This window comes from Paenibacillus sp. FSL R5-0928, assembly GCF_037970385.1.
GTDB lineage: Bacteria > Bacillota > Bacilli > Paenibacillales > Paenibacillaceae > Paenibacillus_AQ > Paenibacillus_AQ odorifer.
Genome location: NZ_CP150225.1, coordinates 6770632 through 6790048, shown reverse-complemented (window position 1 = coordinate 6790048; position 19417 = coordinate 6770632). Strand labels below are relative to the sequence as shown.

The 19417-nt window shown below is 47.0% G+C and carries 15 protein-coding genes; all 15 read left to right on the top strand.

The genetic code is table 11. From position 1 onward, the window contains the following. Positions 1-51: 51 nt before the first annotated feature. The 15 genes from MKZ16_RS30815 (at position 52) to MKZ16_RS30745 (ending at position 19363) form a co-directional block, all read left to right on the top strand. Positions 52-447, top strand: coding sequence for a transcriptional repressor (locus tag MKZ16_RS30815; RefSeq protein WP_036681969.1), 396 nt, complete (start codon positions 52-54; stop codon positions 445-447). A 230-nt stretch (positions 448-677) separates the two neighbouring features. Continuing rightward, positions 678-2681, top strand: coding sequence for a methyl-accepting chemotaxis protein (locus tag MKZ16_RS30810; RefSeq protein WP_179090011.1), 2004 nt, complete (start codon positions 678-680; stop codon positions 2679-2681). Positions 2682-2783: 102 nt separating this feature from the next. After that, positions 2784-3596, top strand: coding sequence for a uroporphyrinogen-III synthase (locus tag MKZ16_RS30805; RefSeq protein ID WP_076105037.1), 813 nt, complete (start codon positions 2784-2786; stop codon positions 3594-3596). A 206-nt stretch (positions 3597-3802) separates the two neighbouring features. Beyond that, positions 3803-4441 (top strand): ThuA domain-containing protein, encoded by a 639-nt coding sequence (locus MKZ16_RS30800; protein WP_036681964.1) that lies wholly within the window; start codon positions 3803-3805, stop codon positions 4439-4441. 98 nt (positions 4442-4539) lie between these two features. After that, positions 4540-4887, top strand: a complete 348-nt coding sequence (locus MKZ16_RS30795; RefSeq protein ID WP_036681962.1) for a phasin family protein — start codon at positions 4540-4542, stop codon at positions 4885-4887. Continuing rightward, positions 4888-6555: an AarF/UbiB family protein gene (locus MKZ16_RS30790; protein ID WP_076099692.1), complete on the top strand. Its 1668-nt coding sequence runs from the start codon at positions 4888-4890 to the stop codon at positions 6553-6555. 390 nt (positions 6556-6945) lie between these two features. Next, entirely contained in the window at positions 6946-8745 is a 1800-nt protein-coding gene (locus MKZ16_RS30785) for a DEAD/DEAH box helicase (RefSeq protein WP_076105036.1), read from the top strand. Between the two features lie 200 nt (positions 8746-8945). Next, a complete protein-coding gene (locus MKZ16_RS30780) occupies positions 8946-9821 on the top strand; it encodes a M15 family metallopeptidase (RefSeq protein WP_076105035.1) in 876 nt (291 codons plus the stop codon). Between the two features lie 141 nt (positions 9822-9962). Further along, complete coding sequence (locus tag MKZ16_RS30775; protein ID WP_036681956.1) at positions 9963-10439, top strand: glutathione peroxidase; 477 nt, start codon at positions 9963-9965, stop codon at positions 10437-10439. Between the two features lie 249 nt (positions 10440-10688). Beyond that, on the top strand, positions 10689-12323 hold the full coding sequence (locus MKZ16_RS30770) for a formate--tetrahydrofolate ligase (RefSeq protein WP_076105034.1): 1635 nt from the start codon (positions 10689-10691) through the stop codon (positions 12321-12323). 334 nt (positions 12324-12657) lie between these two features. After that, positions 12658-14022 (top strand): FAD-dependent oxidoreductase, encoded by a 1365-nt coding sequence (locus MKZ16_RS30765; RefSeq protein WP_038573671.1) that lies wholly within the window; start codon positions 12658-12660, stop codon positions 14020-14022. A 1608-nt stretch (positions 14023-15630) separates the two neighbouring features. Further along, on the top strand, positions 15631-16458 hold the full coding sequence (locus MKZ16_RS30760) for a formate/nitrite transporter family protein (protein ID WP_036681949.1): 828 nt from the start codon (positions 15631-15633) through the stop codon (positions 16456-16458). 460 nt (positions 16459-16918) lie between these two features. Continuing rightward, positions 16919-18139, top strand: a complete 1221-nt coding sequence (locus MKZ16_RS30755) for an MFS transporter (protein WP_076099687.1) — start codon at positions 16919-16921, stop codon at positions 18137-18139. 68 nt (positions 18140-18207) lie between these two features. Beyond that, on the top strand, positions 18208-18738 hold the full coding sequence (locus tag MKZ16_RS30750) for a GNAT family N-acetyltransferase (RefSeq protein WP_076106975.1): 531 nt from the start codon (positions 18208-18210) through the stop codon (positions 18736-18738). Further along, entirely contained in the window at positions 18719-19363 is a 645-nt protein-coding gene (locus MKZ16_RS30745; RefSeq protein WP_081388015.1) for an MOSC domain-containing protein, read from the top strand. The genes MKZ16_RS30750 and MKZ16_RS30745 overlap by 20 nt, the downstream gene beginning before the upstream one ends. Positions 19364-19417: the final 54 nt, after the last annotated feature.

The following is a 19417-nucleotide window of genomic DNA, read 5'->3' as shown; positions in this document are numbered from 1 at the left end:
CCATCTACAAGATTTATACTTGATCTAAAAATAAGTTAGAGGATGATAGGAATGAAAAGTCTAAATTTGACCTCCCAACGTCAAGCCGTTTACGATATCGTCCTTAATTCACATGACCATCCTACTGCTGCGGAAGTGATGAATCGGCTAGTAGAGCAGGGACATAGCTTAGCATACGGTACTGTATATAACTCTCTGCGTTATCTTTCAGATAAACAAATGATTCGTGAGCTTAAGCTTGGTGAAGCTGCCAGCAGATATGACGCACGTATGGATGATCACCAGCATATCATTTGTGAGGTTTGTGGAGCAGTAGATGAGGTTATGAATCAAGTTCCGCGTGAATGGATGGATACAGTGGCCAAGGATACCGGTTATACCATTGGTCATGCCCATGTAGTATTTGGGGGCGTCTGCCCGAACTGTAAGAACAAAAAGAATAATTAGGATAGAGGTGCCGGAGCCCTGTGCCGCGGCAATAATAAGTATATCGGAAGAGACCGCTTTCATTGAGGCGGCCTTTTTTGTTGCATTTATATGACAATTCTCAAAAAAAATGAGAAAAACGAAGAAAGATAGGAGGAAAATCGGTTCCTAAAACAGATATAAAATTATATATTAAGTCTGGTAAATGTATCCTTGCCTAAGACTCAGATGAGAGAGAGATGATGACATCTATGAAAAAAAATGCGGGTATGACTATCCGTACCAAGTTAATTCTTACATACCTAATAATACTGCTGCTGCCCAGTATTATAATAGGCTGGCGAACCTATCAAGCTGCCAGCCAGGAAGTGGAAGATCAACTGGTGAACAATGCTACCGAAAGTGTGCTGGCCGTAAATGAAATCATTAACTCTAATATTCAATCCAAAATAGATGCGATTTCTTATTTTGCCGCGGAATTTTCATCTGAGGGGATCAACAGTGAGGGATCTGGGGGGACTTCCTCTGCTGTAAAAGCCAGACTGAAGGAATATGTGGCGCTGCATCCGGATGTACTGGACATTTATGTGGGTACAAGCAATGGCAAGGCTATTCATGCTTTAGATGCTAAGCTGCCAGAGGGTTATGATCCAAGGCAGGAAAGCGCCTATATTAATTCTCTGAAGCAAGGGAAAGGGGCTGTGATTTCTCCTGCTTTTCAAACCGTAAATAAGGAAACCGCGATTGCGATATCAACGGTTCTTAAGGGCGGTGATGGGGTGATCACAATGAATCTCAACCTGTCTACTTTAGGGGAGCTGACCTCAATTAAGGTAGGGAAGGAAGGTTATATCCTCATCGTTGATAACAGCAAGAAGTTTCTAGTTCACCCTACAGAGGCTATCGGGCAGGAATCGTCCGATGATTTTGTAAAGAAAATGTTCGAGAAAGAACAAGGGGTCTTCGATTATATTTTCAAGGACACGTCCAAAAAGATGACCTTTATGGTCAATGAACTGACGGGTTGGAGAATCGGAGGTACGATCAGCATTGATGAGGTTAACTCAGCAACTAGTGGAATCCGCGATACAGCTCTGCTTGTTATTGTAGTTTCCGTTCTGCTTGCGCTGGTTGTGATCTATTTTAATATTCAATCGATTTTGAGACCGCTTTTCCGGCTGCGGAAAGCAACTGCAGTGATAGCCAAAGGTGATCTGTCGGAAGACATGGGTGTTTTCCGTAAAGATGAAATAGGGCTGCTGGCAGAGAATTTTCAATTAATGGTGATTAGCTTGCGCGAGATGATTATTGGTGTGCAGGAGATGACAAGCAATGTATCCTCCTCAGCGGAAGAACTGACGGCTAGTGCGGATCAGACTGCCCAAACGATTGAGCAGGTAACCATAGCGATTCAGGACGTAGCAGCAGGGACGGAGCGACAGGTGGTTAGTGTACGAAAAGGAATGGAGAGCACTGCTGCTACAGCCAGCGAGGTCGAGCAGATTTCCACATATATGGAGCAAGTATCTACAATGATGGACAAGACCTCACTCTCAGCATCAGAAGGCAATGATTCGGTTATCAGCGTAGTGGACAAAATCAATGGTATCCATGAAACGGTCGGAGAGCTAGGCAGTGTAATTGACAAACTGAATGAGAGAACCAGTCAAATTGAGGGTATTGTTGGCGTTATCACAGGGATTGCCCGCCAGACCAATCTGCTGGCGCTCAATGCTTCCATTGAGGCAGCCAGAGCCGGGGAACAAGGGCGTGGATTTGCGGTGGTTGCTGCCGAGGTGCGTAAGCTGGCAGAGGAATCAGAGAGATCCGCACATTTGATTGCCGAGCAGATTACCGCTATTAATAGTGAAATGCTGCTGGTAACTCATACGATGGAAGACACCAGACAGCGCGTATCCGAAGGCATTGAGGCTGTGGATACTTCCGGCCGTTCTTTCTCCCGTATTCGAAGAGCAGTAAAGAGTGCCGCGGAGAAGATTGAAGCCATGGGCGGGGTTGTGCAGACCTTATTGGTGGAGTCTAATCATATGGAGAAGGCTATTGGGGAAATTCGCGGCATATCGGAAGAGGCGGCTGTGAATACGGAAACTATCGCAACTGCCGCACAAGAGCAGCTTGCTTCTGTAGAGGAGATGGCATCTTCGTCTACCGACCTTAGCCGTCTTGCAGAAGAACTGCAAAAGCTGGCGAGCCGCTTTAAGATACACGCTTCTGGCAATAAGAATGATTTCTGATAGGAGAACCGGCTTTTTATCTTCCCTTTTCAACTCCTTTGCAAGTATACTGATAAACAATAATGTTGGGTTAGGCAATGGAGAGAGGAGAGATAATAGGAAATGGCAGAGCAATTAAAAGGGTTCACTGTCGCCTTGGCGGGTCCACGCAAATCGGAAGAAATGGTCAAGCTGGTTCAGAATATGGGGGGGACGGCAGTATGCCGACCTGCTCAAGGGACTGTATTTCTTGATGATGAGGCATTGCAGGAAGGTTTGAATGCATGGATCAATCAGCCTCCCTACTTGGCGATCCTGACTACAGGGATGGGACTTGATGCTCTCTTCGATATGGCTGAGCGAATGGGGATCGAAGAACGTTTCTTAGAAGTACTTTCTGGTTCTATTATTGCCGCACGGGGTTATAAGACAGTGAATGCTTTGAAAAAAAGAGGACTTACGCCGGAGATTCGTGACGACGACGGAAGTACAATCGGATTGATTCGTGGACTTCAATCCCTGAATTTGCAGGGGAAAGAAGTCGTTCTTCAGCTGCACGGCGATCCAGCTCCTCATATGCTTGCATGGCTGCAGGAGGCTGGGGCTACTACCCGCCAAGTGTTGCCTTATCGCCATACCCCACCTGAGCCGGGCGAACTGGAAAGATTGCTTCTAGAAATCATATCAGGCAAAATTGATGCCGTGGCTTTTACGAGTGCACCACAGTTTCGTTTCCTCTGTCAATTTGCCCGGGAACAGGGAAAGCTGGACGAAATGCTGAAGTCTTTCGAGGATAAAGTGCTTGCTGTTTCTGTAGGGCGGATTACCTCTGAGGCTCTTAAAGAAGAGGGCGTACAGCGTATCATTATGCCTGAGCATGAACGGATGGGAAGCATGATTGTAGAGCTAGGCAAATATGTGGCGGCGAATCGCTAAGTCACAAGTTGCGTCAGCTTTACACGAATGACGTTATCACACAGAAGCATTCCCGCCTGTTATCATGGCCGGGGATGCTTTTTTACCCGGGAAAAATAAGTCCAAAGAGCAATATACCTGCCATCTGCATGGACATTCGCGGCAGTTTTCCTTAGAATATAGGCAACATGTGACGAATAATAACAACGAATAAGGAGGAGGATCCCATGGACAAGAGAAAATGTCTATTACTTGGTGATTACACCCATCCCCGGTTTCATCCACTTCAAGGAGTGGACCAACAAATTAGCGAGATCTTAAATGATTTATTAACCGTGCAATGTTCAGAAAATAAAAAATTAATGCGCATTGAGCATTTAGCAAGTTATGACCTATGTATCGCTTACAATGAATTGTGGAACGAAACAGTCTCCCCTCAACAAACGGCTGGTTTGCTCAGCTATGTAAGTGGAGGAGGAGGACTCATTGTTCTTCATACGGGAGCTTCGTTGACGAAACGTAACGAGCTTGCTCAGCTAATCGGGGGTCGTTTTAACGGACACACGGCTTACGAACCGATGAACTTCAAGGTGCTGGAGCATGACATCACCGAAGGTGTGGAAGATTTCCAATTGGATGAGGAGCCATATCATTTTGAATTTGACCCGTTCACAGAGCGGACTATTCTGCTTCAATATGAATCGGAGGGTCAATGGATTCCAGCTGCATGGTGCCATAGCTACGGTTTAGGACGAGTAGTATTCCTAATGCCTGGTCATCATGAACCCTCCTTCCGTCATCCGGCACTACGTAAACTAATTCTACAGGCGGCTACTTGGGCTGCACGTATTCCGGTCACTAACTAAGGAATGTTGTGTTTTTTTTGAAATACGTACACAGTGGGGTATACTTTAATCATAAACTCCGTTATGTAATGAAACGGAATCTTTGGGAGGAAAGTGCCATGAGTGATTTGTTTAAAAAAGCGATCTCTTTAGGAGTGGGCCTCACCATTGTCAGTAAGGAAAAAGTAGAGAAGGTTGTTGAAGAACTAGTGAAACGCGGGGAGCTTGCTCCTTCGGAATCTAGGGCTCTCGTCGATCGGTTGATTGAACGTGGTGAGGAAGAACGAGGCATGTTCAAGTCTGCTGTACAAGAGCAAGTACAACGCGTGCTGAAGGAAATGAATGTGCCTGTACAAAACGATATTGCCGAGCTGGAAGGGCGAATTGCAGTATTGGAGCGCCGGTTGGCCGAGCTAGAGGGAATTTCCCATCTAGAGGGAACATCGGCGGAAACGCGTTCGGACTAAATGGCAGTACGCATTAGACATGCCGGACGTTACCGGGCAATCGCCATGGCGCTTATGCGCCATGGTTTTGGCTATATGGTGGAAGAGCTGGGGCTCTATCACTTACTATCCCTTCCACGTCGTCTTGTAACGCAGGAAGCACACACAAGCCTTACGCTCGGGGAGAGGATTCGGCTGGTGCTGGAGGATTTGGGTCCAACCTTTATTAAGCTGGGACAACTCGCCAGTACCCGTTCAGATCTGCTGCCTGATTCTATTATTCAGGAATTGGTAAAACTACAGGATAATGTGCCTCCTTTTCCTGTCGACCGCGTGCGCGCGATCATTGAGCAGGAACTGGATCAGCATATGGATGAAATTTTTAACTCTTTTGAGGATACGCCACTTGCTGCGGCATCCATTGGTCAGGTGCATAGGGCTGTACTTCACAGTGGACAAGTCGTAGCTGTTAAAGTTCAACGTCCTGGTATTCTGCGAACGATGAGCAGGGATTTGGAAATTCTCAAAGATTTAAGCACACTTGCTGAAAAGCGGCTCAGCTGGGCGAGGCAATATCAGCTGTGCCGTATGGTAGAGGAGTTCTCTAAATCGCTGCTTGGCGAGCTGGATTATAGCCAAGAGGGACGTAATGCAGAGAAAATCGATCAGCAGATGGATTATGAGGGAGTGTACATCCCGGATATCTATTGGGACTATACGTCAGCACGAGTGCTGACGATGGAATATGTGGTAGGGACAACGCTGAGTCGTCGCGATGAGCTGCTGAGTAACGGCGTTAAGCTTAAAGCCATCGCACAGCAACTTGTGGAGATGATGCTTAGACAAATCTTCATTCATGGTTTTTTCCATGCTGATCCTCATCCGGGCAATGTTATACGGATGGGTGATGGAAAGCTGGCTTTGATTGATTTTGGCATGATGGGTCGGCTGAATGAGGAGATGAAGGAGCAGCTATCTGCACTTATTATCGCTCTAATGCGCAAAAATACGGATGCAATGGTCCGGGCAATTTTGCGTCTTGGAGTCATTCCTGAGGATGCTGATCGAAGCGCGCTGCATGATGATATGGATCGGCTGCGGGATGAATATTATGATGTTCCATTTAGCAAAATGAGTATAGGCAAAGCCCTGAATGATCTGTTTGGCATAGCGCGAAAACATCGTCTAGTGCTGCCGCCAGATTTGACGATGTTAGGGAAGACAATGCTCACGCTGGAGGGAGTTATCAGCAACTTAGATCCAACCATCAGTATTTTGGAAATGGCGGAACCCTTTGGGCGGGAACTAGTAAAGCAGCGCTTTAGCGGCAGTCGTTTGCAGCGCAAGTTTCTGGGAGGCGTAGCGGATTTAACAGAGAGTCTGCTGGAGCTTCCTGGGCAGGCTAAGCAGTTATCCGCGCTGATCAGTAAGGGAAAGATTAAGGTGGAGATTGTGGCACCCGAGATGCAGAATCTGGAGCGTAAGCTGGACCGGGTAGGTAACCGTTTAGCATTCAGTATTGTGATGCTTGCGTTTAGCATCATCATGACAGGACTCATTATTGGTACTGCGATGCGTGGACAGCCTTCAGTGTTATGGAATTTCCCTACAGTGGAGATTGGCAGCGTGGTGGCACTTCTGATGTTCTTATGGCTGATCTATGCGATTTTTAAATCGGGAAGGTTCTAGCTTAAGGGATTTGAATAATTATTCTTCAGCAGTTTCACACAAATGCCTTTCTATCAAGTACAATATAAAAGATAACTTTCTAAGCTTAACTTTACTTCTATTGTATAAAGTGGAATGGAACGCAAATGGAGTGCCGTCTTAACGTCCGGTGGATCGCTGCTGCCCAGAAACCGAACTTTGACCGCACTCTTTTAACGGGTCAAGGGATACATGGGACGGAAGGATGCCGGTGACGGTGTTCTTCCGCTTTTGTTTGAATATAGCTGAATCTGAAGCATATGCCCCAGAACAGGACAGCCTATGCAGGCTGCCTCATACAGGGCTTTTGAAGACGGAAGTTAAGAAAGAGATGTAATCAAATTAAACCGAGAAAATAGTGAGGTGGAGAATTTGCCGGGATTTAAAGATTTAGGAGTTTCAGAATTACTGTGTACATTGCTTCAAGGTCAAGGCATTGTTAAGCCTACGCCAGTGCAGCAGGAAGCCATTCCGCCATTGGTGCAGGGTTTGGATGTAATAGCTAGAGCGAAGACAGGTACAGGGAAGACTTTGGCCTTTTTGCTGCCAATTATGGACAAGATCCATACGGAGCGGGCTTATCCTCAGGCGCTGATTATGGCTCCTACACGTGAGCTGGCTTTGCAGATTACAGAAGAGGCACGCAAGCTGGCGCGTCATACGGATATCAAAATATTGGCGGTTTACGGTGGTCAGGATGTAGAGAAGCAACTGCGCAAGCTGGAAGGCGGCAGACATCTTATCATCGGTACACCGGGCAGACTTTTGGATCATATGCGCCGGGAGACGCTGGATCTTAGCGGCGTAAAAATGCTCGTTCTGGACGAAGCCGATCAAATGCTGCACATGGGCTTCTTGGAGGATGTTGAGACAATCATTACGGCTGTGCCTTATCGTCGTCAGACTATGTTGTTCTCCGCGACAATGCCAGATCCGATTAAACGTCTCGCTGCTAATTACATGAAAGAGCCACTGGATATCATCATTAAGAGTGGTTCTCCAATTCCGCTGGATAATATCAAACAGCAAGTAGTGGAATGCTCGGACCGTAATAAAGAAGAAGCGCTCAAATCCCTCATTGAACGGGATCGTCCTTACTTGGCTATTATTTTCTGCCGGACGAAACGGCGGGTGTCCAATCTGAACGAAGCGCTGCAAGCAGCCGGTTATGAGTGTGACGAGCTGCACGGTGATTTGTCCCAAGGTAAACGTGAAGGTGTGATGAAAAGATTCCGTGATGCGAAGCTGCAGCTGCTAGTAGCGACAGACGTAGCAGCTCGGGGTCTGGATGTTGAAGGTATTACTCACATCTTTAACTATGATATGCCACTTGATGTGGATAGCTATATTCACCGGATCGGACGGACTGGCCGTGCTGGAGGCAAAGGGCTTGCAATTACTTTCGTATCTCCACGTGATCAAGAGGGTCTGGATTTGATCGAGCATGGCATCTCGCAGCGGCTGGATCGCCGCCGTTACGAGAAGGATGAATTCGGCGTTGGCGAATTCATCCCTGTGCAAGGCGGCGGACGCCACGGCGGTCGCCAAAGCGGCGGCGCTGAGGCAGCGCGCACGGGCCGCGGGCCGAAGACCGGCGGCTCTGGCCGCGGCGGAGCTCCGCGCGGCGAAGGCGGAGCGCGGCAAGGTGGCCGTGGCCGCGGTAAAGAAGCAGGCGGCTGGGGCACGCCTGCAGAAGGACGCCGCGGTCGTTCCGATGCGGCGGCTGGCAAGCGTGGCGGCAGCGGTTATGACGCTGCTGCTCCTAAGGGCGGCGGCAAGGCTGCCGGCGTAGTGCGAGTAGGCGGCGGCTATGGCGCCTTCGCCTCCAGAGGCGAAGCGTCTGCCAGCGGCAACGCGGCAACGCCTAGCACCGGTTCGCGCGGTGCGAACCGGAAGGGCGGCCCAAGCACTGGCTACAGTGAGAACGTAGCTAGAGGAGCGGACGGCGGTGCCTACACTGGAGGCACTCCACGTGGCGGCTTAGGCAGCGGCTACGGTGCGGGCCCGTCTAGAGGCGGCAAAGGTGGTAAAGGCAGCAAAGGTGGATACGCCGGTGCCAAGGGTGGCGCTGCTGGCAAAGGCGGCCGCAACAGCGGTGGTGGATCTTCACGCGGTGGCCGTAGCAATGGATCCGGTGGCTTTAAAAGCGGCGGTCGCGGCACTTCCAGATAAAGTTAGTAGAGTTTTATAGATGAAACTTGTTACCATAGGGTAGTTAGCGCTGAAGCTAATGACCTATGGTAACCTTTATTTTATAGCGTGGAACATATTGATTTTTATTTTTAAATTAGGTTCTTAGTGAAACATTTATGAAGGAAAGCCTGTCTAATAGATAAATAGAATGTTCGGCTTCGAGGAGGAAGAACTTACAGATGTCAAAAAAATTTAAAATTATAATCTTGTTAATTGTCGTTATTGCTGTCGGTTGGGGAATAGGAAAGTACACGTCTCCTTCTGCTTCGGAGAGTAACGGTTCTAATATAAATGTGGGGGATAATCTTCAAGGTGAGCCTGGGAATACGGGGGAAAGTGATGGAGGGGGGATTACAGACCCGGCAGTAGCTGATCCATCTGATACTCCAGATTCATCTAATCCATCTGAACCCTCTAATCCGCCTGAATCAGGCGGTGATAATGCGGGTAGTGTTCCAGATCCTATTTCTGCAGAGCCTGATAGTATTACAGTGATGGTAAATAAGCAGTACGGCTTGCCTGATAATTATAAACCAACGGATCTTGTCTATCCTGATGTCCGTTTTACATTCAAAGAGAAAATCGAAAAGCGTATGATGCGAAGTGAAGCTGCCAAAGCCTTGGAGAAGATGTTCGCAGGTGCAGAGGAAGACGGAATTTATTTAGCAGGCGTTTCTGCATACCGCTCACAGGCAACCCAGACGACTTTGTATAACCGTTATGTGGAGCGAGATGGGGAAGAAAAAGCCCGTACTTACAGTGCAGTCCCCGGCTATAGCGAGCATCAGACCGGGCTGGCTATAGATGTCTCGGGAAGTGATGGCAAGTGTGCCGCCGAGAGCTGTTTTGGTGGGACGAAGGAAGCCGAGTGGTTGGCCAAGCATGTAGGGGAATATGGTTTTATCATCAGATATCCTGAAGGTAAGCAAGACATTACCGGATATAAGTACGAGCCTTGGCATATCCGTTATGTAGGCAAGGACATTGCAACTTATATCAATGAGAAGGATATTACATTGGAAGAATATTATGACGCAATTCCGGTATCGAAATAACACAGACGCAGAGAGCAGTCCTATGAAATGGGTAGGGCTGCTTTTTCTATGGCAATACAAAGAGTTCAGAAGTTGCATTCCCTTACAGTTCGGGTAAGATACGTAGTGTAGTCCAAGTACAAGGAAGGAAGGGGAATAAAGATGTCGATCTACAATTTTGCCGGCGTTACACCTTCGGGTAAAGAAGTGCCGTTTGCGGAGTATGAAGGTAAGGTGCTGCTGATTGCTAATACGGCTAGTAAGTGCGGACTTACACCACAGTATGGAGACCTTCAGAAGCTATACGAACAGTATAGCGATCAAGGACTTGTAGTATTAGGATTCCCCTGCAACCAGTTTGCGGGTCAGGAGCCAGGTACGAGTGAAGAGGCTGAGGAATTCTGTCAGATTAATTATGGAGTTACCTTTCCGGTCTTCGCCAAAGTTGATGTTAATGGACCGGATGCCAGCCCGCTTTTCAATTATTTGAAGGAGCAGCAGCCTGGTGCTGGAGACAGCAGCGACATTAGCTGGAATTTCACGAAATTTCTTATTGATCGCAGCGGCAATGTAGTGGCTCGTGTGGAGCCCAAAGAATCGCCGGAAACGATGAAACAACATATTGAGTCACTCCTGTAGACCCTTTATGGGGTTAGTTGCAGAGTGATCTTCCAAGTATCCCTTCGACTCGGTTTCGACCGATGCTCGCGGGGATTTTCTTTTTTTAAAAGGATTAATGGAGATTGCCTTGAATTTTTATTGTGATAAATTATACTTGACGCTTTAAAAAGACCATGTATCCTTTGAAGAGAATATAGCAACTGTGCGAACATGCATAAAAAAGTGGAGTACAGCAGGATAATAACGGCAGGAGGGTTTTATACAAGCATGAAGTTAATTACAGAGGTAGCAGCACAAGCAGGGATCGACGAGCAGCATCTGGAACTATACGGCAAATATAAAAGCAAACTCTCGCCATCCTTATGGGAGGAAATGAAAAACAAGCCAGATGGCAAGCTGGTTCTGGTCACTGCGGTGAATCCCACCCCTGCTGGCGAGGGTAAGACCTTAACAACCATCGGGTTGGCGCAGGCAATGAATGCAGCAGGTGTGAAGACTGTGGCTGCTTTACGTGAGCCGTCGCTCGGGCCTTGCTTAGGGATGAAGGGCGGTGCAACAGGCGGCGGGAAGTCGCAGATTGTTCCGGCTGATGAGATTAATTTGCACTTTACCGGTGATATTCATGCGGTAACTTCTGCGCATAATTTATTGTCCGCAATGATTGATAATCATATCTTCCAAGGCAATGAGCTGGGACTGGATCCGCAGCGTATCGTTTGGAAACGTGTCATGGATATGAATGACCGCAGCCTGCGCAGTATTGTGACTGGGCTCGGAGACGGAAACGGAGCCGTACGGGAAAGTGGCTTTCAGATTACAACGGCTTCTGAGATTATGGCTGTGTTATGCCTATGCGATAGCCTCATTGATCTCAAGAAGCGTTTGAACCGTATTCTAATTGGTTATGACCAAGAGGGACAACCGGTAACAGCCGAGCGAATCGGGGCCGTTGAAGCGATGACAGCGCTGCTTAAGGAAGCAGTTAAGCCAAACTTGGTACAGACTCTGGAAGGTACGACTGTTATTGTGCACGGGGGTCCGTTTGCGAATATCGCTCATGGCTGCAGCAGTGTTATTGGCACTCGTTATGCCCTTAAGCTAGGGGATGTTGTGGTCACCGAAGCAGGCTTCGGAGCGGATCTTGGTGCAGAGAAATTCATGGATATCAAATGCCAACAGGCCGGGTTAACCCCTTCTGCTGCTGTTCTTGTCGTAACTGTTAAGTCCTTGAAATATAACGGTGGTGTGCCTAAAGGTGAGCTTCTAACCGAGAATCGGACGGCGCTGCGCGCGGGATTGGTGAATTTAGAACGCCATGTAGAGAATCTCGGTAAATTTGGAGTCCCTGTTTTAGTTGCCATTAATCATTTTGAAGGGGACAGTGAGGGCGAGATTAACGATGTACTGGAGGCCTGCCGCAATTTAAACGTGCCGGCTGCAATCTCAAAAGTATGGGCGGAAGGTAGTGCAGGTGGACAGGAGCTGGCTTCTGAGCTGAACAAGCTCTTGAATAATAGTGGCACGAGCCACTTTGCTCCTTTGTATGAGAAAGATCTCGACATTTCATCCAAAATCAACAAAATTGTCCGTGAGATTTACCGCGGGGCAGAAGTGAACTTTTCTCCGGCGGCTAAGCGTAGTCTGGCGGTTATTGAGCGGCTTGGGCTAAATGATCTTCAAGTATGTTTGGCGAAGACGCCTTATTCCTTCTCCGACCAGCCTAGACTCCTCGGAGCACCGGAAGGTTTTACGATTGGTGTCCGAGATATTACTCTTTCGCTTGGTGCAGGCTTTGCGGTAGTTATTACAGGCAATATCGTTACGATGCCAGGTCTGCCAGCTAAGCCAGCTGCTGAGGGACTATGGATGGACGAGGACGGAGAGATTCACGGTCTGGTGTAAAAGTGTTTAATAAAGGGCTTCTCCTTGTTGTATTAGAGGGGAAGCCTTTTTTATGCTTCCTTTGGATTCCTGCAAATGCAGATCATAATGTACCTCTCACGTGGCAAAGCTAATGAGGTCGTCGCATTCGGCAGCAGTGGCGGAAAAAACTTAAAATTGTGAATAATTTGAGGATATAGGCGGAAAAGACTTGTAATGTGATAAATATCACAATATAATCAATTTATAAAGTGAAATAAATCACAACTAACCCATTGTTGATCAGATTCCATCATTGATCGGTCATGCAAGTCAAATATATAACCCGATTGTCCATTTGAAGGAGGAAGAAATAATGAAAGTAGCTGTCATTGGATGTACCCATGCCGGAACCGCCGCAATTGTGAATACTGCTCAGCTTTACCCGGATGCCGAGATTACTGTATATGAGCGTAATGATAATATTTCCTTCTTATCCTGTGGAATTGCCTTGTATGTAGGTGGAGTGGTTAAAGACCCAGAGGGGCTATTCTATTCTTCACCAGAAAAGCTTGCAGAGCTTGGCGTAAAGACCAATATGCGTCATGAAGTAACTGCAGTGGATACGAAGTCCAAAACATTGCGTGTACGCAATCTGGAGACAGGCCACGAGTTCGCTGACACCTACGATAAGCTGATTATGACTACAGGTTCATGGCCGATTGTGCCGAAGCTTGAAGGATTTGAACTCGAGGGGATTTTACTTTCCAAGAACTATGATCATTCCAACACTATTATAGAAAAAGCTAAACAAGCGAATAAAATCACCGTCGTCGGCGCTGGATATATCGGCGTTGAACTGGTGGAAGCTTTTCAAATGAATGGGAAGCAAGTTACGCTAATTGATGGTGAAGATCGCATTTTGAGTAAATATCTGGATCAAGAATTTACTGCACCGATCGAACAATCTTTTCAGGATCATGGGATTAAATTGGCACTGAATGAGAAGGTCAGCTCTTTTGCGGGCAAAGATGGTAAGGTAACAAAGGTTATTACAAGCAAAGGAGAGCATGAAACAGATCTGGTCATTCTCTGCATTGGTTTCCGTCCTAATACTGAACTCTTAAAAGGTCAAGTCGATATGCTGCCTAATGGTGCCATTGTGGTCAATAACTATATGCAGACTAGCTGCCCAGATGTATATGCCGCGGGCGACAGCTGTGCGATTCACTACAACCCTACAGGCAAACACGCCTATATCCCACTGGCAACCAATGCTGTGCGGATGGGAACCTTAGTTGCACGCAACTTGGTAACAGAGACCATTCCTTATATGGGTACACAAGGGACTTCGGGCATTAAGATTTATGAAGATAATATCGCTGCAACAGGGCTTACTGAAGAAGGAGCTAAGGCTGAAGGAATGGACGTGGAAACCGCCATGATTATTGATAATTACCGTCCAGAATTTATGCCAACCTTTGAGCAGGTTCAGTTAAAAGTAGTGTTTGATCGCGCCACACGCCGTATTCTCGGGGCACAAATTATGTCCAAGATGGATCTGACGCAATCGATCAACACAGTGTCTGTATGCATTCAAAATCATATGACAATCGACCAACTAGCCTTTATCGATTTCTTCTTCCAACCGCATTACAACAAACCTTGGAACTTCCTGAATACAGTGGGTCTTCAAGCACTGCCGACAACAGTACCAAGCAAAGAGGCTGTAACGGTTTAAAAAGGAACGTTGTTCCTGAGTGATTTATTGAGGAAAAAGACAACCTTATAAAGCTAGAGAAGCAGCGATCCTCCTGTAACGGGAGGGTTGCTGCTTTTTTTGTTAGGTGCAGAATGATTAGCTGCATAGGTAGGTACAATCCAATGGCTTCGGCGATGGTAGCGAGCCAAATGTGTTCAGAAGCTACGATTAGGGTTATTTGAGTCCGATGTCCGATGGCAAGTCAAATGTGCTCGAAAGTTACGAATAAGGTCATCTGAGTCCGATCGTGCTGAGTCAACGCCCACCGCAGAAGCTTTCGGACTCAGAAGCCGCTATATAGCAAATAATCGCTGTTTGAGTATGATTTCGGACTCCAATGCAGCTATTGCATAAAATGAGGTACAACTAGTGTGTTTTTGGTGGCAATAGCGACTATGGGGTCCGATGGCAAGTCAAATGTGCTCGAAAGTTACGAATAAGGTCATCTGAGTCCGATCGTGCTGAGTCAACGCCCACCGCAGAAGCTATCGGACCCAGAAGCCGCTATTTGGTAATTAATCGCCTATTAAGCGTGATTTCGGACTCCAATGCAGCTATTACATAGAATGAGGTACAGCTAGTGTGTTTTTGGTGGCAATAGCGACTATGGGGTTCGATAGCGAGCCAAATGTGCTCAAATGCTACCAATAGGGTCATCTGAGTCCGATGTCCGATAGTAAGCCAAATGTGTTCAGAAGCTACGGTTAGGGTCATCTGAGTCCGATCGTGCTGAGTCAACGCCCACCGCAGAAGCTTTCGGACTCAGAAGCCGCTATTTAGCAATTAATCGCCTTTTGAGTGTGATTTCGGACTCCAATGCAGCTATTACATAGAATGAGGTGCAACTATTGTGTTTTTGGTGGCAATAGCGACTATGGGGTCCGATAGCGAGCCAAATGTGCTCAAATGCTACGAATAGGGTCATCTGAGTCCGATGTCCGATAGCAAGCCAAATGTGCTCGAAAGTTAAGATTAGGGGCATCTGAGTCCGATCGTGCTGAGTCATCATCCCTCCGCAGAAGCTTTCGGACTCAGAAGGCGCTATATAGCAATTAATCGCCTTTTGAGCGTGATTTCGGACTCCAGTGCAGCTATTACATAGAACGAGGTACAACTAGTGTGTTTTTCGTGCTAATAGCGACGATGGGGTCCGATAGCAAGCCAAATGTGCTCGAAAGTTAAGATTAGGGGCATCTGGGTCCGATGTCCGGGTGTGGGCCAAATATGCTCAAAAGCTACGATTAGAGTCATCCGAGTCCGATAGAATGCCGATAGTGAGGTATGACTACAGTGAGGTATAGCTACAGTGAGGTATAGCTACAGTGAGATATAGCTGCATATAAGGACAACTGTGTCCGATAGCTGCTGCGTACGCTCAAATGTAATCCAACGAAACAAGATATGCTGGCTTAGTCGGTCATACATAAACTTCTATTTGTGCACAGGTCGCAGTAAATTTGACATGTCAGTGAAAACTTTCACTTAGTTTTCTCAAAGTGATAATTATCACGTTAATGTGTTTTACGACACGCTACAATGGTCATAAAGGAACAAATTTGAAGTAAATAGATGAAGGAGATAGGAACCATGGCTTATAGCAAACCGCAGCAAATTGCCGAAGTAACTGTAGAGAATGGCATAAAAAAAGCTCATAATCCGCTAAGTACCGTACTTATTCTGGGCTTTTTGGGAGGAGCGTTTATTGCGCTCGGGTTTTTATTGGATATTCGCGTCATTGCTGGCGCACCACAGGAATGGGGTTCCATTGCTAACTTTATCGGAGCCGCAGTCTTCCCCGTTGGGCTGATCATGGTACTCCTTGCAGGTGGAGAACTGCTGACAGGGAATATGATGGCCGTGCCGCTCGCTTTTATGGCTAAGAAGATTTCTTTCTGGGAAGTTGTGAAGAATCTTTTGCTCATTACGATTAGTAATCTGGCAGGGGCATTATTTGTAGCTTATTTCTTCGGTCATGTGGTGGGTTTAACTTCAGAGGGTGTGTATTTAGAGAAATTGGTGGATATGGCTGGTCATAAAATCGATGCAGAATTCTTTCCGGCATTTGTTTCGGGTATCGGCTGTAACTGGCTCGTTGCGCTGGCCGTATGGCTCTCCTATGGAGCAGATAACTTCAGCGGCAAAATCCTTGGTATTTGGTTCCCAACGATGGCCTTTGTTGCGATCGGATTCCAGCACGTTGTAGCTAACATGTTCCTAATTCCAGCAGCTATTTTTGAAGGTTACTATTCATGGGGGCAATACTTCACTAACTTTGTTCCCGTCTGGCTCGGCAATCTAACGGGTGGAGCAATATTTGTCGCAGCTGCCTATTGGATGGCATACTTGCGTAAAGCACCTACGGCTATTCAATCCGTAGATAGCATGTCCGGCAGCAGTGTCAAAAAACACGCTTAAGCTCGTCTTATAGAGCACTCCATAGAACATTCAAGGTCTGCCTTATTGGTGGCGTTAATGTTTTAGGGGTGCTTTTTGTTATGTAGACACAAAAAAATCCGCCGTGATATATCCGCGCTCGGGGGAACGAAATCGGATCACGGCGAATTTTGAAGGGGGAGTGTTTCTAGGCTCTATTACCCTGTCTTTCTAAAAGCGAATCAGTTTCTTCTTGTTTAGTTTGCTTTACGGACGACAGCCACGGCTTTAAAATAAGAATAGATATTAGAGCTAGGAAGGACTGCGGACGTGAACCCCAAGGGAGACGGGATAATTCATGCGATATGTTCGTTTTATCCTCTAGATTTCATGCATACTTTATCACGATAAAACGTCAATGTGTATGCTTGCTCATAACCCTGTTTTGGGATGATACTGGATGGAATAATGACACATATATAACAGGGGATGTACACTACTTATGAAGTTTTTACAGGCATATCCAAAAGAAGTGAAAATATTTCTAATTGCCAGCCTAATTAATGCAACAGGTAGTGCGCTGATGTGGCCGCTCGTTACGATGTATGTATTTGATGAGCTTGGACGCAGCATGTCAGATGCTGGACTGGTGATTCTTATTCAATCGGTTGGTGGGATCGTGGGTCAACTACTCGGGGGCTCACTCTATCATAAGGTAGGCGTTAACCGGCTGATTGTCGGAGCGCTCGCCATGAATGCTTTGGCACTGTTCACCTTGCCGGCAGCTAGTAACAACTGGACGTTATTTATGGTTGCAATGGGACTGGTAGGATTATTTAATTCCTTATCATTACCTGCCATTCAGGCATTTATCGGCTTTCGTTTCACGAAGCAGCGTGGTGAGCTGTTTAATGTTATTTATGTCGCCAATAATATTGGTGTAGCACTGGGTACGGCATTAAGTGGTTTTTTGGCCGATATTTCTTATATGCTAAGCTTTGTGATGAATGGTGTAACCTCGGCTGTATTTGCGGGTTTCTTTTTTGTATATCTGAAGAAAATCGGTGGAGAACCTGCGCATGAGGTAATGGGGCATCAGAAGAATGAACCAGAGAAACAATCCACGTGGAAGCTAATGGGGCATACTCGTATTTATCTTTATATGGGGATCGGTTCTTTGTTCCTGCTTCTCGGTAACTCTATCTGGAATACAGGTGTATCTCCGTTCATTATTTCAGAGGGCTGGCCTAAGAAAACTTATGGTTTTCTCTGGACACTGAACGGTATTTTGATTTTTGCAGCGCAGCCATTGGTAACAATGATTAAGCGCTGGTTCGCGTCTACCTCAACGGCGCAAATGACTGCAAGTGCCCTGTTTTATTTGGGTGGCTATGCGTTTCTTTTGTGGATGCCTAATTATCCTGGTTTAGTGCTTGGAATGGTGCTTGCTACACTGGGAGAAATGCTGATTTCTCCAGCGATGCCATCCTTTATCTCGGATCATGCGGGGCGCAGCGCACCATTTTATTTGGGACTAAGCGGAGGGATTGGTGCGGTCGGGAGAGTCATTGGCCCTTACTTCATGGGCAGACTTTATGATAGCGGTGGTTTGGCACCAACAGCCTGGCTGGCCTGTGCGATGGCGCTGCTGTCTGTAGGATTTTTCGTCATCCATGCTTTATTCAATCGTAAAGGCCATTCATTAGAGCGGTCCGTAGGATAACTATACATAGTGGATTCCAACATCTGCTGTGAATTCTATAGAGGTGCAAGGCAAGGGGTGTACATCTTATGAAACAAATCAACAAGGCAAGGTTAACTATTAGACCATCAGAGATTAAAGACGTGCGAGAACTGATTGATCTGGACCATCTGATTTGGACAGAGGACACTAGCCCGGGACCTATGTTGTGGCGCTCACAAGAGGATTTCTTGCTGAATGCTCCCCCGGGCTCTCAGCTCGTAGCACTGCAAGATGACAAGCTATGTGGATATGTCGGGTTTGGCTGCCCTAGTAGAATGGAGAGCAACCGGCATGTGTGCGAGGTTAATATTGCTGTTCATCCGAACTATCAACGTTTAGGCATCGGCCGGCAGCTCATGGAAGCCATTAAGGGACATGCTGCGGCGCATGCTATTCGCAAGCTTCGCCTGCGTGTATTATCCTGTAATGAATCAGCGATTTCTTTTTACCGGGAATGCGGTTTTGTGGAAGAGGGGCGTCTGCGGGAGGAGTTTTATCTTGGCGGCCGTTATGTGGATGAGGTATTTATGAGCTGCATGCTGACAGGAGGAAATGGATATGGAGATCATCTCGCTTAACGTCGGTCGGCCGGTGACGGTGGATTATCGGGGGAAACCTTTGGAGACCGGAATTTATAAAACGCCTGTAGAAGGATCGGTTCGGCTGCATACCAATGGATTTGTTGGAGATGGTCAGGCAGATCTTAAACATCATGGAGGTCCTGACAAGGCGGTATGCGCCTATCCCATTGAGCATTATTCTTATTGGGAACAGCAGCTTGGAAAGAAACTGGAGTACTCGGCTTTTGGAGAAAATATCACCACGACGGGTCTGCTGGAGACAGAGGTGTGTATTGGCGATGTATATGAAATAGGCACCACTTTGCTTCAGGTCAGCCAGCCACGATACCCTTGCTTCAAAATCTCACAAAAGCATGGACCCGCAGATCTCCCGGCTCAAGTTCTGGATACAGGGTATAGCGGATTTTACTTGCGTGTACTTCGTGAAGGAATGATTTCAACCGGCGATGCAATTGTCAAAAAAGAAAATGGAGACAGCAATGCGTCTGTGGCGCATGTACTGCATTTAATGCAGGTTGGGCTGCAAGAGGAAGCTGCTCTGGCAGAGCTTGTGGAGCTGGAAGCCCTCTCAGCCGTAGTGCGGAACAAGTTTCGAAAACAGCTGGGTATGCCAGAGATCTAGTCTTGGTCTGCTCAATAAAATAAACCTGGGGGCGTGTGCCAGCCAGGTTTATTT